The organism is Mucilaginibacter paludis DSM 18603 (assembly GCF_000166195.2).
GTDB lineage: Bacteria > Bacteroidota > Bacteroidia > Sphingobacteriales > Sphingobacteriaceae > Mucilaginibacter > Mucilaginibacter paludis.
This window is the reverse complement of the sequence record NZ_CM001403.1, coordinates 893279-919673: the sequence shown is the minus strand read 5'-3', so window position 1 is coordinate 919673 and position 26395 is coordinate 893279. Positions and strand designations below refer to the sequence as shown.

The 26395-nt window shown below is 41.9% G+C and carries 29 protein-coding genes; 14 read left to right on the top strand and 15 right to left on the bottom strand.

Annotated elements, in window-relative coordinates; translation table 11 throughout:
- The first annotated feature begins 45 nt into the window (after positions 1 to 45).
- From MUCPA_RS03965 to MUCPA_RS03945, 5 genes are all read left to right on the top strand, one after another.
- Positions 46 to 1005: a hypothetical protein gene (locus MUCPA_RS03965; protein ID WP_008504591.1), complete on the top strand. Its 960-nt coding sequence runs from the start codon at positions 46 to 48 to the stop codon at positions 1003 to 1005.
- A 185-nt stretch (positions 1006 to 1190) separates the two neighbouring features.
- Positions 1191 to 2693: a DKNYY domain-containing protein gene (locus MUCPA_RS03960; RefSeq protein WP_008504590.1), complete on the top strand. Its 1503-nt coding sequence runs from the start codon at positions 1191 to 1193 to the stop codon at positions 2691 to 2693.
- A gap of 123 nt (positions 2694 to 2816) precedes the next feature.
- Positions 2817 to 3281 carry a hypothetical protein gene (locus MUCPA_RS03955; RefSeq protein WP_008504589.1) on the top strand — a complete coding sequence of 155 codons (465 nt, stop codon included), beginning with the start codon at positions 2817 to 2819 and terminating at the stop codon, positions 3279 to 3281.
- Between the two features lie 120 nt (positions 3282 to 3401).
- Entirely contained in the window at positions 3402 to 4784 is a 1383-nt protein-coding gene (locus MUCPA_RS03950; RefSeq protein WP_008504587.1) for an NAD-dependent succinate-semialdehyde dehydrogenase, read from the top strand.
- 31 nt (positions 4785 to 4815) lie between these two features.
- Positions 4816 to 5388, top strand: coding sequence for a YceI family protein (locus tag MUCPA_RS03945; RefSeq protein WP_008504585.1), 573 nt, complete (start codon positions 4816 to 4818; stop codon positions 5386 to 5388).
- 85 nt (positions 5389 to 5473) lie between these two features.
- On the opposite strand, the gene MUCPA_RS03940 is transcribed toward MUCPA_RS03945, so the two are convergent.
- A complete protein-coding gene (locus tag MUCPA_RS03940) occupies positions 5474 to 5992 on the bottom strand; it encodes a helix-turn-helix domain-containing protein (RefSeq protein ID WP_008504583.1) in 519 nt (172 codons plus the stop codon).
- 492 nt (positions 5993 to 6484) lie between these two features.
- Between MUCPA_RS03940 and MUCPA_RS03935 the strand changes: the two genes are divergently transcribed.
- The gene (locus MUCPA_RS03935; protein WP_008504582.1) at positions 6485 to 6838 is read left to right on the top strand and encodes a cupin domain-containing protein; all 354 of its coding nucleotides are present in this window, start codon (positions 6485 to 6487) and stop codon (positions 6836 to 6838) included.
- A gap of 64 nt (positions 6839 to 6902) precedes the next feature.
- Here MUCPA_RS03935 and MUCPA_RS03930 read toward each other — a convergent pair whose 3' ends face one another.
- The 8 genes from MUCPA_RS03930 to MUCPA_RS03895 form a co-directional block, all read right to left on the bottom strand.
- Entirely contained in the window at positions 6903 to 7445 is a 543-nt protein-coding gene (locus tag MUCPA_RS03930; protein WP_008504580.1) for a helix-turn-helix domain-containing protein, read from the bottom strand.
- A gap of 298 nt (positions 7446 to 7743) precedes the next feature.
- Complete coding sequence (locus MUCPA_RS03925; protein WP_008504579.1) at positions 7744 to 8739, bottom strand: MlaD family protein; 996 nt, start codon at positions 8737 to 8739, stop codon at positions 7744 to 7746.
- 5 nt (positions 8740 to 8744) lie between these two features.
- Complete coding sequence (locus MUCPA_RS03920) at positions 8745 to 9533, bottom strand: ABC transporter ATP-binding protein (RefSeq protein WP_008504578.1); 789 nt, start codon at positions 9531 to 9533, stop codon at positions 8745 to 8747.
- Between the two features lie 5 nt (positions 9534 to 9538).
- Positions 9539 to 10309, bottom strand: a complete 771-nt coding sequence (locus MUCPA_RS03915; RefSeq protein ID WP_008504577.1) for an MlaE family ABC transporter permease — start codon at positions 10307 to 10309, stop codon at positions 9539 to 9541.
- 74 nt (positions 10310 to 10383) lie between these two features.
- A complete protein-coding gene (locus tag MUCPA_RS03910; protein WP_008504576.1) occupies positions 10384 to 10815 on the bottom strand; it encodes a cupin domain-containing protein in 432 nt (143 codons plus the stop codon).
- Between the two features lie 60 nt (positions 10816 to 10875).
- Complete coding sequence (locus tag MUCPA_RS03905) at positions 10876 to 11259, bottom strand: hypothetical protein (protein WP_008504573.1); 384 nt, start codon at positions 11257 to 11259, stop codon at positions 10876 to 10878.
- Positions 11260 to 11364: 105 nt separating this feature from the next.
- A complete protein-coding gene (locus MUCPA_RS03900) occupies positions 11365 to 11658 on the bottom strand; it encodes a hypothetical protein (protein ID WP_008504572.1) in 294 nt (97 codons plus the stop codon).
- A gap of 64 nt (positions 11659 to 11722) precedes the next feature.
- Complete coding sequence (locus MUCPA_RS03895; RefSeq protein WP_040625700.1) at positions 11723 to 11941, bottom strand: SHOCT domain-containing protein; 219 nt, start codon at positions 11939 to 11941, stop codon at positions 11723 to 11725.
- A 520-nt stretch (positions 11942 to 12461) separates the two neighbouring features.
- Here MUCPA_RS03895 and MUCPA_RS03890 point away from each other — a divergent pair.
- From MUCPA_RS03890 to MUCPA_RS03880, 3 genes are read left to right on the top strand one after another with little or no spacing between them, the layout of a single operon-like run.
- Complete coding sequence (locus MUCPA_RS03890; RefSeq protein ID WP_008504570.1) at positions 12462 to 12722, top strand: hypothetical protein; 261 nt, start codon at positions 12462 to 12464, stop codon at positions 12720 to 12722.
- A 9-nt stretch (positions 12723 to 12731) separates the two neighbouring features.
- Complete coding sequence (locus MUCPA_RS03885) at positions 12732 to 13727, top strand: NADP-dependent oxidoreductase (RefSeq protein WP_008504569.1); 996 nt, start codon at positions 12732 to 12734, stop codon at positions 13725 to 13727.
- A 28-nt stretch (positions 13728 to 13755) separates the two neighbouring features.
- Positions 13756 to 14442, top strand: coding sequence for a type 1 glutamine amidotransferase domain-containing protein (locus MUCPA_RS03880; protein ID WP_008504568.1), 687 nt, complete (start codon positions 13756 to 13758; stop codon positions 14440 to 14442).
- A 99-nt stretch (positions 14443 to 14541) separates the two neighbouring features.
- On the opposite strand, the gene MUCPA_RS03875 is transcribed toward MUCPA_RS03880, so the two are convergent.
- The 5 genes from MUCPA_RS03875 to MUCPA_RS38120 all read right to left on the bottom strand — a co-directional run bounded on the left by MUCPA_RS03875 (position 14542) and on the right by MUCPA_RS38120 (position 17689).
- Positions 14542 to 14799, bottom strand: a complete 258-nt coding sequence (locus MUCPA_RS03875) for a hypothetical protein (protein WP_157543806.1) — start codon at positions 14797 to 14799, stop codon at positions 14542 to 14544.
- 35 nt (positions 14800 to 14834) lie between these two features.
- Positions 14835 to 15884 carry a zinc-dependent alcohol dehydrogenase family protein gene (locus tag MUCPA_RS03870; RefSeq protein WP_217220393.1) on the bottom strand — a complete coding sequence of 350 codons (1050 nt, stop codon included), beginning with the start codon at positions 15882 to 15884 and terminating at the stop codon, positions 14835 to 14837.
- 19 nt (positions 15885 to 15903) lie between these two features.
- Positions 15904 to 16767 (bottom strand): CHAD domain-containing protein, encoded by an 864-nt coding sequence (locus MUCPA_RS03865; RefSeq protein ID WP_008504562.1) that lies wholly within the window; start codon positions 16765 to 16767, stop codon positions 15904 to 15906.
- 20 nt (positions 16768 to 16787) lie between these two features.
- Positions 16788 to 17435, bottom strand: a complete 648-nt coding sequence (locus MUCPA_RS03860) for a BON domain-containing protein (RefSeq protein WP_008504561.1) — start codon at positions 17433 to 17435, stop codon at positions 16788 to 16790.
- Between the two features lie 116 nt (positions 17436 to 17551).
- Positions 17552 to 17689 carry a hypothetical protein gene (locus MUCPA_RS38120; RefSeq protein ID WP_169316150.1) on the bottom strand — a complete coding sequence of 46 codons (138 nt, stop codon included), beginning with the start codon at positions 17687 to 17689 and terminating at the stop codon, positions 17552 to 17554.
- 444 nt (positions 17690 to 18133) lie between these two features.
- On the opposite strand from MUCPA_RS38120, the gene MUCPA_RS03855 reads away from it, so the two are divergent.
- A complete protein-coding gene (locus MUCPA_RS03855; RefSeq protein WP_008504559.1) occupies positions 18134 to 18820 on the top strand; it encodes a PIG-L family deacetylase in 687 nt (228 codons plus the stop codon).
- 144 nt (positions 18821 to 18964) lie between these two features.
- Here the strand turns inward: MUCPA_RS03855 and MUCPA_RS03850 are convergent, their stop codons facing one another.
- Entirely contained in the window at positions 18965 to 19210 is a 246-nt protein-coding gene (locus MUCPA_RS03850) for a hypothetical protein (protein ID WP_008504557.1), read from the bottom strand.
- Between the two features lie 457 nt (positions 19211 to 19667).
- Between MUCPA_RS03850 and MUCPA_RS03845 the strand changes: the two genes are divergently transcribed.
- The 4 genes from MUCPA_RS03845 (at position 19668) to MUCPA_RS03830 (ending at position 26365) form a co-directional block, all read left to right on the top strand.
- Positions 19668 to 20273, top strand: a complete 606-nt coding sequence (locus MUCPA_RS03845) for an RNA polymerase sigma factor (RefSeq protein WP_008504556.1) — start codon at positions 19668 to 19670, stop codon at positions 20271 to 20273.
- Between the two features lie 68 nt (positions 20274 to 20341).
- Positions 20342 to 21349: a FecR family protein gene (locus tag MUCPA_RS03840; RefSeq protein ID WP_008504555.1), complete on the top strand. Its 1008-nt coding sequence runs from the start codon at positions 20342 to 20344 to the stop codon at positions 21347 to 21349.
- Between the two features lie 19 nt (positions 21350 to 21368).
- On the top strand, positions 21369 to 24818 hold the full coding sequence (locus MUCPA_RS03835; protein ID WP_008504554.1) for a SusC/RagA family TonB-linked outer membrane protein: 3450 nt from the start codon (positions 21369 to 21371) through the stop codon (positions 24816 to 24818).
- Positions 24819 to 24835: 17 nt separating this feature from the next.
- Positions 24836 to 26365 carry a SusD/RagB family nutrient-binding outer membrane lipoprotein gene (locus MUCPA_RS03830; RefSeq protein WP_008504553.1) on the top strand — a complete coding sequence of 510 codons (1530 nt, stop codon included), beginning with the start codon at positions 24836 to 24838 and terminating at the stop codon, positions 26363 to 26365.
- Positions 26366 to 26395: the final 30 nt, after the last annotated feature.

Here is a 26395-nt window from a genome sequence, read left to right as displayed (position 1 = left end):
AAGCTCAGGCATTGCTTATTAAGCCAGATCCTAATTAATTACTTTATGACATATAGCTTTAAACACATTATTACAAAATTAAATGCCATACTGCTTATTGCTGCTGTTACAATTTTATGTAGCTGTGGCAATAAGCCTAAACCTGCTAACGACGAACAAGCCAATGTAACCGCAAATGATAAAGCTTTAACTTTTGATGGTGTACTCAAATGTCATTCTTATACTTATAACGATGGCTATTTTATGACGGCCGATTATGGTTGTATTTATAACCCCAATGGCGGCAATAACTGGGGTAACGTTGTTGTTTATTTAGTTCCGCAGAAAGCGTCGGACATAACCGACGATCAAATTGCGGCAGAAAACAAGAAAATCAATGCGCTAAATGCAGCTCAATATAAGAAAGATTATACCATCTATGTTTTCCTGGTTGACAAGAAGTATTTAAACTATAATAAAGACGGTGACCCTGCATATTATCAAAAAGATAAATTTACAGAAACCCTTTACACTTACGACAGCGGAAGCGATAAGTGGAATATAATTGACACTATAAATGTTAACGGGGATGCTACTAAAGAACAAACCTGGCGCTACAGTTTCTTAAATAAAAGAGTCAATAAGCCAAAGCCAGCGGTTGTTTCAGGCTCTGATTCTATTTCTGGCGAGTGGTTAGGTACCTACAATATTAACATCAATGAAGATCATAGTGACTGGAGAGATATGCAAAAAATCTCATTAATTGTTACTAAAGATTCTGTAATATACCATGCAGAGGGTTATCAGATCGATCAAACTTATTTGCTATCCGGAACTGAAAATGGAGCGTCGTTACAACTAAAATATAAAAGCGCGCTGGACAACACAGAAAGTGCAGTATTAGATAAAACAAAAGATTTCGGCACAATTACCAAGAACGGAAAAGACTATAAATGGACTTGCCCTTATCTAAACATCAGCTTTACAGAAGGTAAAAGTGCAGTATATACACTCAACAAAAAGTAATTGATTAAAATTTATGCTGGCAACTCTTTTAAGTAAAACTTATAAAAAATTGAATAATTATTCAAGCGTAGTTTATGTATGCGGTTTGTTGATGATGCTTAATTCCTGTAGCAATCGATCATCTTCGGGAAATAGATCCCAAATGACTGTTTTTCAAAAAAACTATTATCCATAATCTAAAATAAATGAGCGTAAGCATTATTAAACGTGTCGGGGTTACGGCAATCATAGTATTTCTATTGTTTTTATTAACATTTACGGTAGCTATGTTCTTATCAGACAGCAAGGGGCCGGATAGCAATGTTATAGATGATCATGGACAGAAAATAGGTGGGGTATTTATCCGTTATCAAAACCAGATATATGCAGCCGTGCCGAGTAATGGATACTATCTGATCAAGGAGGCTGATGCCAATAGCTTCAAACTGGTTGACGACAGCTACCAAAACCGACAGTTCGGTATAGATAAAAATCACGCTTACTGCGGCAACCTCGTTATCAAAGATTTCAATCCGGCTACAGCCAAAGCAATCGGAAATGATTATTTTACCGATGGTAAGCAAACCTGCTACTGCGCCTCAATGAGTGTGAGAAATGAGGCCTTATCAATTGCTTCAGAATTAGGTCAGCGGAGTTTACATGGTTTCGGCATATACGATAAACCACAGACCTATATTTACCCACTCACTAAACTTGAGGCCGGATACGCGCCTTATCGCGCCATCCTGAAAACGGAGGTTGTGACTAACGGAACCTTGTCTTATTACCAAGGTAAAATTCTTCCTCAAACGCATGCTGCGGGCCTCAGACAAATTTCAGAATTGTACAATGATGGTGGTATTCGTGAAAGTCAACACTATCTGGCAGATGGCCAATCGGTGTATTACAAAAATACAAGGTTGCCACTTCATGATCATCCTGATTTGCACGCCATAGTTATTGATGGCCAAAGCCAGACGGATTATCTTATAGATCCAAAGCAGGGTATGGTTTACGTAAATGATATACCTTTCGACAAGCAGTACAGTCCTTATCACGTGTTGTCTCTAAACGGAGAACATGTTTATCATTCTTTATTTCTAAGCAAGGATGGGGTTTTTTACTTTGATAAGCAGGAAAAGAAAGTTTTGAGGATCAAGGACAATCCTTTCGGTAGTGGTGGTTTCAAAGAAATTGCACCACTTATTTTTTCAGATGGTCATCAAATTCTATATACAGAAGCCAGCCAGATTTGGGGCGGGTATAGAAATCCGGGACTTAAATCCGAGTCAACCCATATTTTTAGATTGGATGAACCCACAACAGGAACATGGCAGAAAATCGGTATGGTTAATGGTAGCTTTGGATCGGTCTGGAAAAATGGGAACACCTATTATTACTTTGACCAACTTGGCTATTCTCAACTGATTAACCAAACCATTTACCGCATTACTGATCAGGCTACGGTTGATGCTTTGTTATTCCCCGAAATCCGGACTGACGACATTCGCAAGCTCGTAGACAAGGGGCACCTGGCAAAGGTTAAACGCACGGAATTACTTGAAGTAAAGACGAAGTTTTCGAACGGCCCTGGAGAGGTAATATGGATTGTATCAGCTGTATTTATAGGTATTCAACTGATAATATGGGTGCTCAGGAAATTAGGTATCAAGAGCCCTTTAGCATCAAAGATCAGCACCTTAAAGTGAATAGCTTTTTTGGAGATTTTACCCGCCGGAAGATTATGCACCGGATACGCTGTAAATTTGTGAAGCGCTGTTCCGCGCGTGATCTTAATTAAACTTATATATAATACGCTAATCCATTAAATTATGCAGTTTGCAGGAAACCTTCTTAATACCAGCCCTGTACTTGCCGCAATTTTGATGACGCTATTCTTATTTATTGATATTGTAATCATACTTGACCTTGTACGGGTATGCAGCAGATATTATTTACCGAAAAAGATACAGCTGCGGGAAGATCCGCCGCCTACTAAAGCGCCCTTAAAAAATAAATTCAAAGGGGTGTTATCGATATATGCTTTAGCTTTTGGTGCCGTAGCCTATTATTTTTTACAGTTTTTCATCTGGAACCACCGCCCTTCTACCGGCGGGATCGGATTGTTATATGTAGCCGTAATAGTTTTGTTAATAACAACGCTCCTCCTGCTTGCAGGTGCCATTTTAAATAAGATCAGAATCGCATATACCTCAAGAAAAATGCTGGCAATCAATTTAGTTGTGGACGTAGCGTTACTTATCGTTCTGAATGTGCTTTATTTTGGGTTTTGTTAACGGCAAATATCCAACATTCAGCCGGCCATAATGTGTGAATGATGTAACCTAAACTAAGATTTGTGTAACATCCATACTTGCTGATATAATCACCTTTAGGGATACGTAAATAAAATAAACATGTCTATTCAAACCATCAATCCTACCACTAACGAGGTTGTTATGTCTTTCGATGAAATGACCGATTCTACCGTGAATACGGCGGTAGCGCAGGCTGCATCTGCTTATAACGACTGGCGAAAAACTTCGTTTGCACATAGAGCTCAGTTGTTACACAAGGTTGCCGATTTGATGCGGGCCAAAAAAGAACAACTGGCTAAACTGATTACCCTGGAAATGGGGAAATTGTTATCACAGGCCGAAGGCGAAATTGTACTCAGCGCCGATATTATAGATTATTATGCCGATCATGGTGCAAAATTCCTGGCAGATAAACGCCTCAGCCCAAAATACGGGGAAGCGTTTATCCGCTACAGCCCAATCGGTGTACTTTTAGGTGTAGAACCCTGGAATTTTCCTTTTTACCAGGTGGCCCGTTTTGCTGCCCCAAACATCATGATAGGCAATACAGTACTGGTTAAACATGCATCAAACGTGCCCCAATGTGCCCTGGCAATTGAAGACCTGTTTAAAGAAGCGGAAGCTCCCGCAGGTTTATATACCAACCTGTTCATATCGGGTAAACGGGCTTCTGCGCTTGTATCAGATGTGCGGATCAAAGGTGTTTCTTTAACGGGAAGCGAAGCGGCTGGCGCCAGTTTAGCCGCCGAAGCGGGTAAGCACTTAAAGAAATCGGTTTTAGAATTGGGTGGGAGTGATGCCTTTATCATTTTAGAGGATGCCGACATTGATAAAACCGTGGAGTGGGCCGTTGTTGGCCGCATGAATAATAACGGCGAGTGTTGCGTAGCGGCCAAGCGCTTTATTGCGGTAGAAGCGATAGCCGACGAGTTTATTAAAAAATTTACCGATAAATTATCCAAACTGAAGGTTGGCGATCCGATGGATCCGGCTACAGAATTGGGCCCTTTGTGCAACGAAGCAGCAGCCGTACAAATTGCCGACCAGGTAAGCCGCTCGGTATCTGCCGGTGCCAGGCTGTTGTTAGGTGGCAAAAGGGTTAATCGTAAAGGGGCTTTTATGGAGCCAACCATTCTTACCGACCTGCACCCAGGCATCCCCGCTTATCATGAAGAATTATTTGGGCCGGTAGCTTCCTTTTACCGGGTGAAGGATGAACAGGCTGCTATTGATTTGGCAAACGACTCGGACTTTGGCCTGGGCGGCTCTGTATTTACCGGCGATGTTGAACGTGGCAGAAGAGTGGCCGACCAGATTGATACCGGAATGGTATTTATCAATCACCCTACCTGGACCCAGGCCGACCTGCCCTTCGGCGGAACTAAAGGCTCAGGCTACGGACGTGAATTATCTGAACTGGGGATTGATGAATTTGTTAACAAAAAATTGATTCGCACCAGCGCACTATCAGATCCTTTTTAATTAAATTTACATATACCTAAAAAACAAAAAAATGAAAAAAACAATATTGTTAGGGATAACTGCTTTGTTATGCTCATTATCTGTTGTTGCCCAGCACAAATATTTGCTGGACAAGTACCATGCAAGAGTAGGATTTAGTGCAACGCACTTCGGCATTTCGCATGTGGAAGGCAATTTTAAAACTATTGATGCTACGCTTACCGCCAAGAAAGCAGATTTTACGGATGCGGTAATAACCTTTACTGCTGATGTTAATTCAATCAACACGGATGTTGACTACCGCGATAAAGATTTGAAAAGCGCGGGCTACTTTAACGCTGAAAAATATCCAACTTTGAGCTTTAAAAGTACTTCGTTCAAAAAAACAGGCCCCAAAAGCTACAAACTTGCCGGTAATATTACCATTCACGGCGTTACTAAGGCCATTGTTTTTAACGTAATTTATAATGGTACGGCAGTTACTGCTATGAAAAAGCCTACCGCTGGTTTTACCATCACCGGAAAACTCAACCGGCTTGATTTTGGCGTAGGTACTGCCGCGGTTAGCAGTGGCGTAAGCAACGAGATTGAATTACGGGCTAATATCGAATTTACGGTTATTTAGTTCAGAAGACAGGAGATGAAGCCCGGCTTGGCGATTGCGCTAAGCCGGGCTTTTTTAATACCCTCGGGGGGCATAGTAATGAGTATTAAGGGTTAACCAGGCCTTTTTGGCGGTTCTCTTTAAATTTTTTAAAATGTGAAGGTGTTAAACCTGTAATTTTTTTAAACTGGTTAGATAGATGGGCAACGCTGCTGTAATGCAGTTTATACGATATTTCGGTAAGCGAAAGCTCATCGTAAACCAACAATTCTTTAACCCGTTCAATTTTATGGAGGATGATATAATGCTCAATATTGATGCCCACCACTTCTGAAAATAAGTTGGCCATGTAAGTATAATCGTGGTTGAGCTTACTGCTCAGATGATCGGAGAAATTTACTTTGGCGGGCTCTTCTGCATAGTGCACCAGTTCAACAATTACTTTTTTTATTTTTTCGATCAGGATGCTTTTTTTGTCGTCAAGCAGCTCCAGGCCAAATTTCAATAAAGCCGTCTTAAATTCCTTCTGTTGGGCTGCCGAAAGATCTTCGGCTATTTCCACTTCCCCCAGCTCAACGCAAATATAATTAACAGATAGTTTTTTAAGCTGTTGTTTGACGATCATCTTACAACGGATGCATACCATATTCTTTACGTAAAGTTTCATTCTGGATGGGGCTCGGCTTTAAAATGTATGAACAGGGAACTATTTTTTAACCAGAATGGATCTGACAGCAGAAACACGACATGCGCTAACAGCGTAGATTCCACCCACTGATTATTTATCTTTCAATGTTCAACCAGGCATGGCTGTAGGGATAAGGAATAAAACCCTTTATAGTTTTAACTATAACGTAAAATAAATAGATGGATAGTTTGTTGGGAGTTTTTGAGCTAAATTGTTGTTTTTCAAAGCGATTTAAACTTTTTTTACGCTTGCCATATTTGCCTTGGGGTGTGAATGATGTAACTTATTCATGGAGTTATGTAATACTTTAGATTGAACGATTGCCACCTTTATATTCTGATCTTTAACGATTAACATCAAAAGTACTCAACGTTGCGGATTCAGAATGGATCTGTGGAAAGTATCAGCGGCTAAGCAAGATTTACTATCATGGAAAATAATAAACCGGATAATACCGAGCTGGAACCCGGAAAGGCACACATTATTGTGGATATTATTGAATATGTACCGAATTCGGTGGTCATCAAAACCATCATCAGGAAGTCAACAGGCAACATCAGCATCATGTCTTTTGATAGCGGCGAGGGCCTCAGTGTTAAAACAAGCCCCTTTGATGCCTTTGCCCAGATTATTGAGGGTAATGCCGAGATTGTGATTGATAATGTTTCAAACCACCTGGAATCGGGCATGGGTATCATCATACCAGCGCATTTGCCCAATTACATCAAACCCAACGGCCGGTTTAAAATGATCCAAACTATTATTAAAAGCGGATATGAGTAGAGTAGAGCAGGGATCATCCGCAAAATGCGATCATCATTGTGCAGGCACAGCTTTAGTTTAATGGTTAGCTTGCTTGTATTTGCATTTTTTTAAAATGGGTAGGTGTTAAGCCCGTTATCTTTTTAAATTGATTGCAGAGGTGTGCTACACTGCTATACTGCATTTTGTAGGATATATCGGTAAGCGATAGCTTATCGTACATTAACAGCTCCTTTATTCGTTCAACTTTGTGGATAATGAGGTAGTGCTCAACGTTTATTCCCTCTACTTCAGAAAAGAGGTTGGCCATGTAAGTATAATCATGGTTTAGCATTTGGCTAAGGTGGTCCGAAAAATTGATTTTGGCAGGCTCCTCTTTGTAATGAATCAACTCAACAATCACTTTTTTAATTTTTTCGATCAGCACACTTTTTCTGTCGTCCAAAATATCCAAACCAAATTTTTGCAAAGCCATTTTAAGATCGGCCAGTTGGCCATTGGTAATATCTCCCTTAATTTCAACTTCGCCTAATTTAACAGCCCTGTGGGCAATAGATAGCTTTTTAAGCTGTTGTTTAACCAGCATTTTGCAGCGGATACAAACCATGTTTTTAATGTAGATCTTCATTTTAAACTACTGGTTTATTAGTTTGCCCGGCCAAATTAATAGGTGTAAAGTAAAGGGTACTCAGGTGGAAGCCCTTAGTGCAAATTATGCTTGTCCTACTCAGACTTTGGGGCTTTTTATTCTGGATTGACGGGCAATCCATTGATGGCAGCACCGTACTCAATGAAATTGTTGCAACATGGATGATGGGCTGTTTCATAACAGGTGATGTGCCTTTTGGCATTGATCAAAGCTGCTGAATAATTAGTTGAATAATATGACCGTCATCATATTTGATAGGGTTTGTTATCACAATAAATTATTGTGCACTTAACTTTTTATCAGCCTGCTTTTTTTTCTCCTGCTTCTTAAAGTATCCTTTAAAAAAGAAATTATGCTTTAAGGCTTCCATGTTTTGATTGAAGCCGTCGGTTCCTTTCATGATATTGTCGAGGCTGATGCTGATCTTTTGTACAATCAGGGAATCTTTAAGCAAGGCATGCAAAGTTCCTTTGCCATCATTCATATCATGGTTAACCGAGCTGAGGATGATATTGGCCTGCGCAGTTAGGCTACCGGCATTATCGCTGGCTAATTTTAGTTTACGCACAGCTTGTTTTAAGTTACCTGCAAGCGCGGTATCTGTAAGCAACAAGCCCGCGGTTCCTTTGCCTTGCCTGATCTGTATTACAAGACTATTTAAGCCCATGGTCATATCGCTGGCGTTTTTGCTGGCTGTATTGATATGACTCAGTGACGATTTTAAGCTCGGGCCAATGGTTTTGTCGTTCAGTACATCAAAAATAGCACTGCTATCTAACCGGAGCACGGTAGTTTTTAATACGGCCGAGATGCCTGCTATGTTGTTGTTGGTTTTGGATAGGGTTTGCAGCATTTCATCAGTACTTATCATGTGTTGTGCAGTTAACAGGTCGCCGGTGTTAACGCTGCTGCCTGCATCTTTACCGGGTTGAATATTCACTACTTTATTGCCCATCAACCCTTCGGTGCCAATTGAGGCCAGGGCATTTTTATGGATGAATGTTTTGATCTTGCTGTCAATCACCATGTTTACTTGTATGGTGGTGTCGTTAATCATTTCAATGCTTTTAACTGTGCCGGCTTGTATGCCCGAGAATAATACATTATTGCCTTCCATTAAACCGTTAAGATTAGTAAAGCGCACTTTAAGTTCAAAGTCGCTTCCAAAAATATTGCGGTTTTTGCCAATCATGTAAAAGGCCACCATCATAACCAGCAGCCCGGCCAGCACAAATAGTCCAAGTTTAACATTATTTTCTCCCTGTTTTGCCATAGTTATTATTCAAAAAATTGTTTAATTTTTTGGTCTGCTGCATGTGCCAGCTCATCATAAGTGCCATCGGCATAGCATTTACCTTCCAGTAGTAAAATAACCCGGTCTGCTAAATTTTTAACGCAGTTCATATCGTGAGAAATGATGATGGATGAAGTATGATACTTTTTTTGCAGCTTAAGTATCAGGTGGTCAATCTCCCGGGCGGTTACGGGGTCGAGCCCGGTTGTGGGTTCATCGTATAGTATAACTTCGGGCTTTAGTATCAAGGTACGGGCCAGGGCTATTCTTTTTAACATCCCTCCCGATAATTCCGACGGCATCATATTGGCGGTTTCAACCAAATCCACATTCTCAAGCGCCTCTTTCACCATGGCATTGACCTCTTGCTGCGGAAGGTTGATCCAGTGCCTGCGCAGGGGGAACTCCAGGTTTTCCCGCACGGTCATGGAGTCGTAAAGCGCGTTAGCCTGGAATAAGAATCCAACCTTTGACCTTACGCGATCCAGGTCATCGTCACTTAATTCGGTTACGTTGTCGCCCAAAACCACAATACTGCCTTTATCCGGCTTTAAAAGGCCTATTACACATTTAATCAGTACCGATTTACCGGCTCCTGATTTGCCTAATATCACCACGTTTTCTTCTTTGTAAACGGTAAGGCTAAAATCCTTCAACACTTCATTTAAACCGAACCGCTTGTAAAGATGTTCGATAACAATAACAGCGGTACCCTGTGCATGGGCGGCAGTTTCGGTATTTTTAACTGATGGGTTACTTGTCGCCTTGGTCATGGTATTTAATTTAAGCCCAGCAGGTTAGTGAGTTGTACGGTAAGCAAATCGATAACAAAAATGACCACCGAAGATAGTACCACGGCAGAATTGGCAGAATTGCCCACGCCTTGGGTACCTTTAGTAGAGTTAAAGCCTTTGTAGCAGCCGATGATACCCACGGCAAATCCAAAAAACAAGGTTTTAATAATAGCTGGCACGATATCGCTGTAAGTTAAGCTTTGAAATACCTGCGTAAAAAAGAAACGTACACTGGTTACCGCGTTGATGTTTACACCAATATACGCTCCGAATAAAGAAATGGCGTCTCCAAGTAGGGTAAGTACGGGCAACATTAAGGTAGTAGCCACTACCCTGGTAGCTACCAGGTATTTAAAAGGGTTGGTACCGCTTACGTCCATGGCGTCTATCTGTTCGGTTACTTTCATGGAGCCAAGTTCGGCGCCAATACTGCTGCCAATTTTTCCGGCAAAAATCAGCGCCGTTATTACCGGTCCTATTTCTCTTACAATAGCTATACCTACCATTACCGGCAATTCAGACTGTACCCCGTAAACAACCAGCGAAGGGCGTAGCTGCATGGTAAGTACGAGCCCCATAATAAAGCCCGTTAAGCCTACCAGCGGAAACGATTTGTAACCAATAAGGTAACACTGCGCAAGCAACTCCTTAATTTCAAACCGGGGTTTAATGCCACGCGAAAAAAAGTGTCCTGTAAACCTGGATATTTTTCCGGTTTGTTCAAGAAAATCATTTGTATCGGATAACAAAGACATATTTAAAATACCTGGTAGAGCTTGATAGCCGCTGGTGAATTATTGCCCATTTTATAGTTGGTGCCAAAAACTATTTATTCGGTGGTTGCACCCTCAAACTTTTCAGGGTTTTCTTGTGCTTCTTTTTTTGTTTCGCGCACTATACCGTCTTTATGATGGGGCGGCGCATAAATAGTGTACATTTTTAAATCGTTTTGCGCATCGGTATTGATTACGTTATGCTTGGCACCGGCGGGCACCACAATGGCATCGCCATCTTTAACTTTATATACATTTCCGTTAATAATGCATCTGCCGTTGCCACTTTCAAACCGGAAAAACTGATCGTTGGCGTTGTGTATTTCCTCCCCGATATCTTCGCCCGGCAAAAGGCTCATCAGCACTACCTGCATGTGGTTGCTTGTGTACAATACCTTACGGAAATTGCTGTTCTCCAGTACTTCGCCTTCAATAGGAGCGCTAAAACCTTTCACCGGTTTTACTTCCAGATCTTCATTGTTTTTCATTTTGATTGGTGTTTTTTTGTTTTTAGAGAGCGGTAGCCTGCAAATTGATAGGCCTGCTGCTTAGCAAACGGTAAAATAGTCGCGTACCAGGGCATGTTGCTGTTTATCGGTCATCTTATCAGCCGGAATTATTTCAAATTTAATATTGGCAAAAAGATGATCATCCTTTAAGGTATTATATAACTCAACCTTGGCTTCAGTAGGGCCAAAAAGCACTACCTCACTGTAATTTCTAATCACCTCGCCAAGTTTCCGGTAATAGTCGGCTTGCTCATGCTGTTCTTTATGGTGCATTAAATTTTCGCTTCGTTCCAGCGTTTGCTCTTTTTCCTGGTGGTTAAAATCACAATCAATAGTTGTAGTGGTCATCGGTTCTGCGCCAAATTCTATTAAATCAGCATGTTGATGATCCATCCAAATGCCTAAATATTTTGCTTCTTTCATTTCTTTTTTTGAAAATAAAGATGATCCTTTGCCAGCCAGGGCAATTACATAATTCGGTGAATGAGTTACATCATTCACACCTTTGTTAATAAAGTGGCTATATTGTTAACCCGCCTTCAGTGTTAAAAAGTCGTTCAGTTGTTGTTCCAGTAAACCACTGTTATATTCCGGGCTGATATGATTCTCGGTAACGGTGATCTCTTTTTCGGATACGATGATAGAAAAGGCAATTCCCTCAATTACATCGGGGAATAACACATTGATCACATCGTCAACATGGGCAAAACCTATGTTCAGGCCCGAGTCTAATTTACTGTTGATGTAGCCGGCAAATTCTGTTTTTAAAATGCCAAAAAGCTTTTCGGCGCTTAGCGCGGCCGTGTTTTTAATAGGTTCCATTTGTTGTAAAGAAGTAGAGATAGATATATGGTTAATGGTGCTCAGGCATGTAGAATAGCGGATATTACAGATCGCCCATGATTATTTTTCTTCGTTCTTCATAATCATCTTTATTGATTTCGCCCGAAGCAAAACGCTTCTGCAAAATATCCAGGGGCCCACTTTTTCTATTTCGCTGAAAGGGGACATCGTAAGGCGTGGCGAAGATCCAGATGAGCAGCATAATCCATACACACCACCAGATAAAATCCATTCCCCAGAAGTTGTTGTCGTAAAACATCATATTGGTTTTTTAAGTAAATTTTTTAATGAGAACACTACAAATCTGGCGTCTTTAAGCAACTGATTTATTATGCAATTCTTTTAATTAATTACATCATTCACACGTTGAGCTGATGCAGCAATGTGTGAATGATGTAAGCTATTGCCAATATTGTGTAATGCCCGATAGCAACGGAGTGCCCATCTTTATCCGGTTGATAGTTGATGTTTGATATTGCTTTTATGAGTAGGCATTTGCGCGGATCATGTAAACTTTACGACAGCAGGAATTTTAGCAAATAGGTGGCGGAGGAAATAGGGGAGGTGCTTGAAGCATACCTGCCGGCAAAACAATTTTACGCTTTAAAAGTTGAAACTATAAGTAGCGTGGCTAACGCGATGAAAAAAAATATCGGCTTGATTGCTGCGGGAGAGCGGCCATATTAACTTTTTCTATCCAGCATAATCAGCGTTAACAGAGGGAGCTATTTAATTAAACAGCCCGAAAGGATTATCAGAATAAGCTATAAGCAAAAGCACCAATGAGTTACGAAATTATACAAACTGAAGAAACCGGTGTGATCAGATTTCTGCACATCACTTCAACCAGTTTTAGGCGATGGAAAATATGGCGTATTCAGTTTCACGACGGTAAAGAAACATTTATGTACCGTTGCGGCAACCAGTGGATGCAATGGAGTAAAAACTATTTGGATAAGCCTGTTTTAAAGGCCATTGAAGAGTGTATCGAAAACAGCACGATCAGAAATCAGCTCAAGTCGATTTTAACGATGCTTAAATAACAACTCAATATGAATAAAATAATTGTTTTATACAAAAGGCCGGCCGGTAAGCCCGCCCTTGGTGATTTTAAAACTGAGATTGAAGATGTACCTACGGCCGATGATGGTGAGGTGTTACTTAAAACACGTTACGTTTCGGTAGATCCGTACCTGCGTGGCCGAATGAATGATGAGGAATCGTACATCCCGCCATTTGAATTGAATAAGCCATTACAATCGGGCATCATAGCCGAGGTGGTGGATTCCAATAATACGCTTTTTAAGGTAGGCGATTTTGTTTTGGGAAACCTCGATTGGAAAGAATACCAGGTATCTAACGGGAAAGGCTTACGCACCATACCGAACGATCCGGCCTACTTAACGGCCCACCTGGGCATTTTGGGTATGACCGGAATGACCGCCTATTTAGGGCTTACAAAAATAGGTGCGCCAAAGCCGGGCGAAACCATCGTTGTATCGGGGGCGGCAGGTGCTGTTGGCAGTGTTGTGGGCCAGGTAGGTAAATTACTCGGCTGCAGGGTAGTTGGCCTTGCCGGATCGGATGAAAAGGTTGAACTGCTTAAATCAAAATTCCATTTTGATGAAGCTATTAACTATAAAACCACGACTGATTTAAGCGCAGCTATTAAAACAGCATGCCCGGCTGGGGTCGATGTTTATTTTGACAACGTAGGCGGCCCAATATCAGATGCTGTTTTAAACAATATTAACAAGCATGCGCGCATTCCGTTATGTGGTGCTATTTCGTTGTACAATGCTGCCGAGCCGGTACTTGGGCCGTATATACAACCCGTGCTGGTAAAAAAGAGCGCGCTGATACAAGGTTTTATTATAGGCGACTTTGCTGCCCACTTGCCCGAGGCTACCAAGCAGTTAACCAGCTGGTTGATGGAGGGTAAACTTACCTATAGCGAAACCATTTACGAAGGTTTTGACCATATCACACAGGCTTTTCTGGCGCTTTTTGAGGGTAGCAATGAAGGAAAAATGATTGTTAAAATTTAATCTGATAAATTACAAAAATCCTAAAAAAATGAAAGTACTAATGGTATTAACATCCCATAGCGAATTGGGAAACACAGGTAAAAAAACCGGGTTCTGGATAGAAGAGTTTGCAGCACCTTATTACGTGCTGGCCGATGCCGGTGCACAAATAACGCTGGCATCTCCAAAAGGTGGTCAGCCGCCTATAGACCCCAAAAGTGAAAGCCCCGATGCGCAAACCGAAGCAACCCGCAGGTTTGATCATGACAAGGAGCTTAAAGAAAGGCTGGCGCATACGCTTCCGCTGGATACGGTAAACGAGATGCATTACGATGCCGTATTTTATCCGGGCGGCCACGGCCCTTTGTGGGATCTGGCTAACGATAGTGCGTCAATCGCCCTAATAGAAGATTTTTATGCACATCATAAACCCGTGGCCTTTGTTTGCCATGCACCAGGTGTTTTAATGAAAGTTAAATTACCCGATGGAAGCCCCCTGGTAAAGGGTAAAACCGTTACCGGATTCTCTAACACCGAAGAAGAGGCAGTTCAATTAACCGATGTGGTTCCGTTCCTGGTAGAAGACGAATTGCAAAAATTGGGCGGACTGTACAGCAAAGGCCCCGACTGGGGATCTTATGTGAAACAAGACGGCTTGTTAATCACCGGCCAAAACCCGGCATCATCAGCAGAAGCTGCCGAATTATTGTTAAAAGCCTTAGCAAAAAAAGAATAACCAACTATGATGGTAAGCCTTCGCCCGACAAATGTTTTTGTTATCCCGTTGTAACGGATGCCTTTAAGCAATTTTGTCGGGCGAAAATGGGCTTCAACATCATAAAACCTTGATCTTGTCTATCGCTATCATCAATTCCTGCGCGTCATTTTTGCATTTTGTAACCATTTCGGCGGCAATGGCACTTTGGCCTCCTAATTTCCGGGCGTCTACTTCAAAAGCAAAAACCTCCATCTCCCGGTTTCTAAAGCTTTCGGCGGTGTAGGCAATAATACCATCGCCTATAGCTTTCATTTCCTTTTGTTTGGCTGCCAAAGTATGCTTTACTTCGCTAATAATATTCTCAATTTCGTTCATGTTAAAAAGCATCTTTATGTTTATTGGGGTAAAAATCACATCACCAGTACAGCAGCGCCGCTGATATCGCCATTGCGAACGGCAGCCAGCGCCTCGTTGGCCTGTTGTAGTGTGAATAACCTTGTTTCGGTTTTTATTTCAACTTGTTTAGCAAGAGCAAAAAAATCTTCGCCATCCTTCCGCGTCAGGTTGGCCACAGAGCGGATTGTTCTTTCTTCCCAAAGCAGTTGATAGGCAAACGATGGGATGTTGCTCATGTGGATACCTCCGCAGATAACCGGGCAACCTTTATCGATATCCTTTAATGCTTTAGGAACAAGCTGCCCCGCCGGGGCGAAGATAATGGCACCATCTAATAGTACAGGCGGCGCATCTTCAGAATTACCCGCCCATACCGCGCCCATCCTGGTTGCAAATGCCTGTGCTTCCAGATCGCCATCCCGTGTAAAGGCATAAATTTGCTTACCCTGATGTTTTGCTATCTGTACCAGGATATGTGCGGCTACGCCAAAACCGTAAAAACCTATTTTTTTAGCCGCCTGCCCTATCATTTGATAAGAGCGATAGCCTATTAAACCGGCGCAAAGCAGTGGCGCGGCTGATGGATGCCCATATTGGGGCTCCAGGTGAAAGCAGTATTTTTGGAAGGCCACCGTAAATTCGGCGTAACCGCCATCTATAGTATAGCCAGTAAAAAGGGCGTTTTCGCATAAGTTTTCCTGGTCCCTGAGGCAATATTTACAATGGCCACAGGTATAACCTACCCAGGGTACACCAACCAGATCGCCTGGTTTTAAGGTAGTTACCTTGCTGCCGGTTTTTTCAACGGTTCCTATAATTTCATGTCCGAGTATCAGCGGGAGTTTGGGTTTCGGGAGTTCGCTATCCATAATATGCAGATCGGTACGGCATACCCCGCAGGCCATGATCCTGATCAGTACCTGTTGGTCGTTAGGTATCGGCAAGGGCATTCTTTTGTAAACCAAAGGCTGTCCGGCAACTTCCATCACCATGGCCTGCATCGTTTCAGGCAGTAGCGATGAGGCTTTGATTCCGGCTGTGGTTTTTAAGTTTTGGCTGTTCATCGTCATTAGTTTTGGGTAATTAGATCATAGCATATTGGATGAGCGGTTGTACTGGTTGGCGCGAACTGATGATTTGCTGCAACTGCTGGTATACCTGTAGCCTTATTGTTTCTTTTTCTTTGATCCACAGGCGCTCCAGAGTTCTCAAAATTTCCTTTTCAGATTCTTCCGTGTCTCTATTCAAACAACAGTCATGCAGCAGGCCTATGGCCGTATCCATGTCATGAAATTTGCCTAAAACCTCGGTAAATGCAGCTATGTTTTCTTTGCCCGATAGCAGGCCGTAAGGCGAAGTTTGAGCTACCTTATCGCCAATATGTGGCCATACATACAATAATCCTTTTAAAAGTTTCCTGATCTCGTGCAGCGAATCATCAGAAGGAAAAACCGGCATCAATAGCTTCTCCAATTTCTTAATTTCCGATCGTACAAACTGCGCTGCCGATTTAGAGCTGAGATGATCTGGCAGTAACTTCAACAGGTTTATTTCTGCCCTTTTAAAAGGCTGTACACCTTTCATGATCTGGCTGGCCACCACCATATGGTGCAGGATTTTATTAGACACCAAATTAAGATAAGCGCCTGCGCGCATAGCTTGCCTTGCATCCAGCGTGGTTTCAACATAAAGCTTTTGTAATTGCAGGTTTCTTACTATTCCTGCTACCTCAAAATACTTCAATAGCCTTGGCGGTATTTTTATGGCCTTATGCTGCTGCCCCCTGGCCGCGTTTATCAGTTGGATGCAGGCGGCCAGTTTTTTCACTTTAACCCTGAACACCCGGATGTCGTCTTCATGAAAATGCAATCTGATACTTTCCAGGCCGATATTGATCTTTTCAAATCTTGTTTTAACAATATTATCTATTTCGTGGTGCTTTATCATTTTCTGTATGTGTAAACTCCCTATTCAATTACCAGTTCGTTGTTAACCATCAAAACACCCGGCGCATTCCAGGCTACTTTTTCCGCCTCTTCTTTTTGATAGAATGACTGCACCGTGCCATTCAGTGTTATCGTATTCTTATCGGCCTTAACCCTGATGTTTTGATCAACAGTAGCAGAATAACGGAGCAGCGCGTGTTCAATCGTCTTTTTTTCCAGCTGATCTTGCGTTTGTTTGGCCAACACAAGGTTGTTGGTAAAAACCCTGACACCCTGTACGCCACCTACTGATTTTTTGGCGGCTTCTTTTTGAAAATTATAGGCCACTTCACCATCAAGGGTAACGTGGCCTTGCTCTACCTTAACCGTTATACGGTCAACAGGTACCCAATTTAATTGCAGAGATTCAAGCACAGCTTTAGCAATGGCATCATCAGGAATTTCATCGTGGCCACCCAAATCAACGTTGATATGCTCTATCATCGCTTTAACACCATCAATACTCTTTGTAACAGTTTCCGCGCGTAATTTATCCAGGTAGTTTTTAACCGTGCCCGACAACTGTACCAAACCATTGTTTGCTGTTACAGTAATTTTCGCGCCTTTCAATAAGGGTTCCCAATTCAGGGCATCCAGGATATCTTTTTGTAAATCGCGGTCGTTTTTCATGTATTCAAGTGGTGAAAAGTAAAATTCAGATTTTAAGCGGGCGTAGCTGTTATGTAATTCTATGTTTAAGTTACATCATTCACACCTGGATACTGTTAGCGTATTGAAGATCATGATTAAGTGGATAAGATCAGCCCGGTTAGTTTTAACTGAGGCTGCGCCTGATAACCTATAGCGTCAGCTTCAACTCTTTTCAGTCTGTTTTTTTTAATACCTGCCGGGTTTACCATGTGTGAATCATGTAATCTATTCACATAGTTGTGTAAGATATTTAGCGCAACAAGTATGCATCTTTATGGCTATAGTTTAATTGATGCTTAAACTATGCACTGATCAACTAATTTGACAAAAACGGTAAATTACCAGGGCTAACCGGACCCTTATTGAATTATTATGATTTCTGGCCGATGAGATTGAATGAACCAAAAAGCTGGACTGTACCGGCCTCGAATACCCAAATTGATGGCATGGGCTACAGGAGGCGTTAAAAAAATAAATTAATAGTGTGGGTTAACGCGACCACATTTTTCTGCCTGGAATTAAAAAAACTTTGGTTTTACGGTGCTTGACGATTTTACTTCGCGAAATACCCCTCTGGAACGATGAGGCGCAACTGAACTTATTTGCTACCAATGATAAATACCGCCATTAAGCGCGGTAAAAATTAACAGCATACACGCTCACAGCTCAATAATTAAATGGAACAACAAAACTTAACGAATGTAGCTCTTATCGTGGCGTATCCGGATGAGGAAACGTTATGGGCCGGAGGTACTATCATCAGCAATCCGGGATGGCAATGTGATGTGGTTTGCCTTTGCAAAAAAAACGATCGTAACAGGGCGTCTGTTTTTTTCGAGGCGTTAACTGAGCTGGGAGCAAATGGATTTATGGGCAATCTGGATGATGGTCCCGAACAATTGCCGCTGCAAGATAGCCAGTTACAACAAATGATACAACAGTTAATGCCGGACAGGAAATATGATTTGATAATTACGCACAACCCCGACGGGGAATACGCCAGTTACCACAGGCACCAGGAGATTAGCAGGGCTGTAATCAATTTATGGGCAAAAGGCCTGATAGCAGCAAAGCAACTCTGGACATTTGCTTATCAAGAAGGGGAGTCAGGCCTATCTGCCGAACCAAGGGTTGATGCTGATCGCTACCATATTCTTGAGCAGTCTGTTTATGAAAGGAAATATAACATCATTACCCAAACCTATGGTTTTGAAACAGGAAGCCGGGAGGCTCAAAACATACCTGAGAATGAAGCTTTCTGGCATTTTCAAAACCCGGTAAAAGCAATGCAATGGTTGGTACAAGGGGGGCGGCCGCGTAAGCCTATCCAAGTACCGATGATCGATACCCGTGCAGCTATTTGATGCAGATTGAAAAGGTATAAAAGCCTGCAGCTATTTTGTGTGGAATTAAAGTTCGGCCCGGTAAACCCAGACCGAACTTTTTGCTTTATCTCAAAAAGCTACGAGTTAATTCATTTGAATATAAGCCCGTTACTATATTGAGAATTAGTGCTTAGTCCATTTTGTGCCGTTGCTCCAATAGATAGTCTTCCCGTCGGGAGAAAGCACGCCGGTAAAAGGGGCATCATCTGAAAAATCAACACCGCACGCAGGCTGAGGCAGTTCATCAATTTCATGTCCCGGAAACGGGCCTCTTCCGTTTCCGTATTTTACAGTTAGTATATTATTGCGTTCGGTAATCGTAACGGTTACATTACTGTGATCTGTCCAGTTTCCAATAAATGAGTTCATGGTTTTTGTTTTTTTTCCTACTCTTAAGGCTTTTCGGGTTTCGCCCCTGTATTAGTTACCCCACAGGCAGGCTCGTTTTTTTTAGTGGGGTCTGCTCCACTGGTAAAAGCTTTTAACAATGTAAATTTAAAGCTTCAACCAGCAGGTTTACAGCGTATTAATAAGCGTTTATGATATTGGGTATTTATACTTTTTTTGTTTTAACAGCAGGTATTAATACCTGCTGTTAAATTTTTTAATGGCCAAAACGAAACGGTAGCTTTGGCAACATTCGTTTGTTTTTTTTAAAAATTAATTTTTTGAATTTTTCAGCAGCATCTTGCAAAGGATAGTTGTAAGACTTAATTAGCCAGGGCGGCTATCGGGTGTGTTGTACCTTCAGTTTAGTTTTATTTTTAAATTATTAAGTGTACATTAGTTTTTTACATTTAGTTTTATTTGTGTTTTTTTAATTAATATGCCCCCTAACGAAGATATATTATTGCTTTGGAGTTTATTTAAACAAGGCGAGTGGGATGCGTATACCAAATTATACAATCAGAATTTTAAGCTTTTAAATAATTACGGTTATAAGTTTACTAAGGACATTAATTTAATAGAAGACGCCGTACACGATCTGTTTATTAAATTATGGACTAACCGCGCCAATTTGGGGAACCCCATTTCGGTGAAAAACTATTTGTATAAAGCCCTCCGGAGTGTCATCTTCCGGAAGATGCAGAATCAATCCCGGTTTACGCCGATGGAGGATGATTACCCTTTTTTATTTGAAACATCTTTCGACCTGGTGTACATCGCCAACGAAGATGAAAGGCTTCTGCAGGATAAAATCAAATCTGTAATTCAAACTTTACCTCATCGCCAACAAGAAATTATATTTTTGCGCTTTTATGAGGGCTTTAGTTATCCAGAGATAGCTGATATTATGGAAATTAACGTAAGTTCCACTTATAAGCTGCTTTATAAGGCGCTAAATAGCATGCAAATGTCACTTAAGCTATCAAAATTGGTAATTATTTGGGCTATTCTCTCCCAAATTAATAAAAACGCAAAAATTTTATAAAAAAAGTCTCAACCCGAGGGATAATTGGGCATGGTGTCTGTATATCGGTAGTGTAATAAGCTTGATACATGGACACCAATAAGTATTCAAATTTCACATTTAAAGATTTTTTAGAGGATGACGACTTTCTAAACTGGGTAATTGGCCCGTCAGCAGAAAGCGATTTGTTTTGGAATGGATTTTTAGAACAATTCTCTGAAAAAAAGGATGACATCGTTAGGGCCCGGGATGTTATTCGCCTTTATCGTGAACAAGACACTTTTTACAACCAGGATCGCCAGGCAGAAGTGTGGAAACGCATTGAAAGCTCGGTAGGTACAAATGTGCAGGCAAAAACTTTCAGGTTACCGCAAGTACTACGTATAGCTGCAGCTATATTACTGGTAGGCCTGGGGGCGTTCATTTTCTGGTATCAGAAGGATCAAAATTTCCAAACCGCTTTTGGCGAAATCAAAACGGTAGTTATGCCGGATGGTACAACCATTTTGCTGAATGGAAATTCAAGCCTTACGTATCAGCGCGGCTGGGGCAAAAACTCCAGGGAGGTTTGGCTTAAAGGGGAAGGTTTTTTTAAAGTTACACACCTAAACCAGGATTCAACCCACATTAAGGCAGGCGAGCGATTTATTGTGCATTGTAACAACATCAGCATTGAAGTATTAGGTACTACTTTCAATGTGAATAACCGGCACAACAAAATCGATATTGGCTTGGTTACAGGGAAAATCAAAGTTACGCCTAACGCGCAAACCAACAACAGCACGGTACTGACGCCGGGCGATTATGTAGAGTATTCTGCCAAAGCTACCGCATTAAAAGTTAAGCTGCCGCATCCCGAAAAGTTAATGGGATGGACAAAAAGACAGTTCATTTTTAACAATGTGAAATTGGGCGATATTCTTAAAACTCTTGAAGATACTTATGGCTACCGGATAAAATATGGTAATCCGGCCGTAAAGGATATTCAGATTGAAGGTGAGATCAATGTTACCGGTGTTAAAGAACTGCTGGAAACGGTATCTACCTCGCTACACGTCAGTGTTTTTCAGAGTGATGATCAAATAACTATTAATTAACCCTATTAATTTAAAAAGTATGAGAAATTTCAACTCAACGAGTTGTTTAAGATGCTATACCTTATTGTTTATATTTTTGATCAGCGGCTTTTCAAGTAATGCGCAATTGGCCATGGCCAGTAAACCGTTTAAAAATAACATAAGGTATACTCAAAGCGGGCAATCGGACACCGATTCAAAAAAATCTCTGAAGGATGCAATCGAAACGCTTAAGTCGCAATACCATATCCAGATCGCTTTTAAAGAAGGCTTGCTTAATAATAAGTTTGTAACCTCCGTGGATTCGGCCGGCAGCGACGCCAGTGTTGATCATAAACTTACACGCCTACTAAACGAATTTGATCTTTTATTTAAAAAGATCGGCACAAAACAATATGTGATTTACCAGGCCCCGGCAGATAAAAACGTAGCCAGTACCAATGTAAAAGGTAAAGTTGTTTTTAGCGAAGATGGCACAGGTGTACCCGGAGCTACAATAACTTTAAAAGAGGATCGCCAGGTTGGTACTACAACTGATATAAACGGTAATTTTGATCTTAAAATACCAGCCGCTTATGATGATAAGCCGGTTACAGTAGTAGTAGCTTTTATTGGTTATGCCAAAATGGAAGTGCCCGTTGCCAATAGGGCCAACGCTATACTGGTTAAGCTCGCAAAAAACGACCAAACATTGAACGAGGTTGTGGTAACTGCATTAGGTATCAGCAAACAAAAAAAATCATTAGGATACGCGGTTACCGAGGTTAAAGGCGATGAGCTTACCCAAGCCCGCGAAAACAACGTGGCCAACGCTTTAACAGGTAAGGTAGCCGGTGTAAACGTTGCCGGTATGTCCACAGGGCCGGGCGGATCGAGCCGCATCACTATCCGGGGTAATGGTTCTTTGTCAAGGGATAATCAACCGCTCTATGTTATCAACGGTATGCCAATGGATAATTCGGTGCCGGGGTCGGCACCAACCACAAGCGGTGGCGGCAGTAACGTTGACCGTGGCGATGGCATAGCGGCTATTAATCCGGATGATATCGAATCGATAACGGTATTAAAGGGCGGTACAGCTGCCGCTTTATACGGTTCAAGGGCGTCTAACGGTGCTATTTTAATTACAACCAAAAAAGGTAAAGCTCAAAAAGGTATCGGTGTTGAATTCAATTCCACCGCAACCGTCGAGAAGATAACTTCCCTTCCGGATTTTCAATATGAATATGGACAGGGCGATGGAGGGGTAAAGCCAACCACGCTTGCAGCGGCCCAATCTACAGGCCGCAGGTCGTGGGGCTCTAAAATAGACGGCTCAACCGATTATGTTGGCGTTGATGGTTTAACCCACCCTTATGTAGCTCAAAAAAACAACCTGCAAAATTATTATCAAACCGGCAGCACTTACACCAATACGCTGGCGTTATCGGGCGGTTCGGATGCGATAGTTTATCGTTTTTCGATGGCCGACCTTAACAGCAAAGGCATTTTGCCTGGTAGTACTTACGACCGTAAAACAGGCAACCTGTCTTTAAGCGGAAAATTAAGCCCGAAGTTAAGTTTTGAGGCATTGGCGCAGTATAATTTGGAGGTGGCGCATAACCGCAGCAGCGCCGGTGATGCTACAGCCAACCCTAACTGGTCGCCGTACATGATTGCCAATACGGCTGATGTACGCTGGTTAAACCCTGGATACGATGCCAGTGGTAACGAAACCGTTTGGAATGATGCCAACGTTGCTACCAACGGTTATTTTGTAATTAATAAATTTAAAGAGGATGACCGCAAAAATAGGTTTATTGGCCAGGCGTCCATCAGCTACGAATTTATAAAGGATCTGGTACTGAAGGGAACGGTTAGCCAGGATCATTATGATTACAACTACGTTAGTATTACACCTACAGGCACCTTGTACGCATCAACGGGCCAATACGGCGGTATCAAATCCGATGCTTCGGAAACCAACGGATTAGTTACCTTATCCTATAAAAAACAACTCAAAGATTTTGGCGCTTCTTTTTTAGGTGGTGTTAATAAAAGGCACTCCGAGAATAACGAGCTGGATATGAGCGGTACCGGTTATATTATTCCTTATTTTTATAGCTATAACAATTTATCGTCATCTACAACTCAGGCTCTCAACCAGCATCAGGAAGTTAATTCAATCTTCGGCTCGGCAGATTTTAGCTACAAAACCTATTTGTATTTAACCGTTACCGGCCGTAAAGATTGGTTTTCTACACTGAGCCCCGAGCATAACAGTATTTTTTACCCGAGCGTTAATGGTAGTTTCATTTTATCAGAAGTAGTTCAGCTACCCAAATTTGTCAGTATGCTAAAGCTTAAAGGCGCATACGCGCAAGTTGGGGGAGGAGCGCCAGATCCGTATGCTGTAAAGTTAACCTACAGTAACGTACCAAGTTCGGGCCAGCCTTTAGAAAACGTAACCGCTAACACAACAGGCACAGGCATTACCGGTATTAGCAATGCTAATCTTTCTCCAGTTAAATCCATTACTTCAGAAGGGGGGATAGAAGGCCAGTTATTTGGTAACCGCCTCAATTTTGATGTAACCTATTATAACAGGTTAACACAAAATGATATTGTTAATGCAACTATATCATCAACATCCGGTTATAATAATGTGTACTTAAACACAGGCGAGGTGCGTAACCGGGGTATAGAAGGTTTGCTAAGCGGCACGCCTGTGAAAACTTCTAAATTTAGCTGGACAACCAGCTACAACATAGCTTATAATGATAACAAGGTTTTAAGTTTAACCGATGGTGTAACATCACAAAATGTTGCTACAACTGTGGGTAACTGGGGCAACATCAACAATATTGTAGGCGAATCGGCATTCGAGATCGTTGGTACCAGGATACTAAAGGATGCTAATGGCAATACCGTATTTAATTCTGCAACAGGGTATCCCGTAGCAACCGGACAGGTACCGTTGGGCAAAAGCGTTGCGCCTTTAACTATGGGTTACAGCAACGAATTCAGGTACAAAAGGTTCTCGCTGAATTTCCTGTTAGACGGAAAATTCGGAAATAAGATCTTCTCGATATCTGAGGTTTATGAAACCCGTTTAGGTTTGCTTAAATCAACCCTGCCAGGCAGGGAGAATGGTTTAACCCTTACCGGTGTTGATCAAACAGGCGCTGCTTATAACCGTGTTGTTCCGGTAAGCGGTTTACGCACCTATTATGATAATTATAAAAACTATTCTGAATTATTCCTGCACGATGGCAGCTTCATCAAGCTCCGCCAGGTTATTTTTTCTTACAGTGTTCCAGTCAATAATATTAAGGTATTTAAGATTCAATCGGCCAATATATCATTTGTTGCACGTAACCTGGCGATCCTCTACAAGCATACCGATTTTGATCCCGAGCAAAGCTATACCAACAGCAACTTCCAGGGGTTTGAGTCTATCGGTTTGCCACGTACCAGGTCATTTGGTTTAAATCTTTCAGTTAAATTTTAATCATAAAAATGATAACGATGAACAAGTACATCAACAAATATAAAATACTCGCATCTTTTGGTCTGATCGCTTTGGCCTCATGTACCAAAAACTTTGCCGATCTTAATACCAATCCCAACGCGGTAACCACCGCTACACCTCAATACTTTTTTACCAAAGCCGAGTACGATGGTGTGGCTAACATGCTTAACCTGCTGCTGGGAACCATGCAATATACCACCAGCTACAACGATGTTTCGGGCTTTGGCTCCAAATACGTTGCCAGTCAGGTCAATACATCGTCGTCGTCGTTCTCCAGCGCCTATCCCGGTGCATTGAACGAATTGGCAACCGTTATTACCGCCGTGCAAAGCGATCCTGCCCAGGTTAACTTATTAGCTGCAGCGCGGATATGGCGCGTATATTGCTATAGCCGATTGACCGATGTATATGGTGATATTCCCTATTCTCAAGCTACACAAGGCTACACCAGCGGACAATATACACCTGCATACGACGCTCAAAAAGCAATTTATGCCAATATGCTGACCGAGCTTGACCAAGCCGCAAGCAGTCTTGACGCATCAAAAACTACATTTGATAAAGCAGATTTGATGTACGGAGGCAATACCGTTCAATGGAAGAAGTTTGCTTACTCTTTAATGTTGAGGTTAGGCATGCGCTTAACCAAAGTTGATATCACCACGGCACAAACATGGGTAACTAAAGCTATCGCCGGCGGCGTGATCACCGCTGATGCTGATATTGCAAAAGTTAGTTACCTGGCTTCGGGGCAAGTAATCAACCAAAATCCTTTAGCTTATACTTTATACAATAGTGATTATATTGCAGCCGATGGTAACAAAAACCAAGAAGGAGGCAAGTATCAGGATGTATTTATCAATTACCTTAAACAAACTAAGGATCCTCGTTTAGGTGTTGTATCTATCGTTTACTCTGGCGGAGTGCCCGATACCACTTTTGCCAAGCAGCAGGGTATGCCTGCAACATTGAGCTCAAAACCTGCAAATTTTAGCACTTTAAGCGAGCCCAATCCTAAAACTGTATTGCTTTTAAATTCTCCCCGGTTAATCTTTACCGCTTCTGAGAGCTATTTTTTGCTTGCCGAAGCTGCTTTAAGAGGCTGGTACACGGCATCAACAGCAAGTGCATTGTACACCAACGGAGTAAGCGCGGCTTTAAGGCAATGGTCTGTTATCAGTTTAGGTTCAAGCGATGGTACATTGTCATCAGCGCAGATCAGCACTTATGTTAACCGTAATACCCTTGCCGCAGGCACGTTTGATCAGCAAATGCAACAAATCTATACCCAGTTTTGGGTAAGCATTTTCCCCGATGCACAGGAAGCATTTGCCAGCTACAGGCGTACCGGTTACCCCTCATTAACTCCCAATAATTATCCAGGCAATGCAACCGGCGGCCAGTTTCCGCGCAGGTTTTTATATCCCGTTTCCGAGCAAAATTTAAATGCCGTATCCTATGCCGCAGCAGTAGCAAGGCAAGGGCCCGATAACTTGCTTACGCGGGTATATTGGGATAAACAATAATAATTTCCCCTTAATTAGGTTTGATTTGTT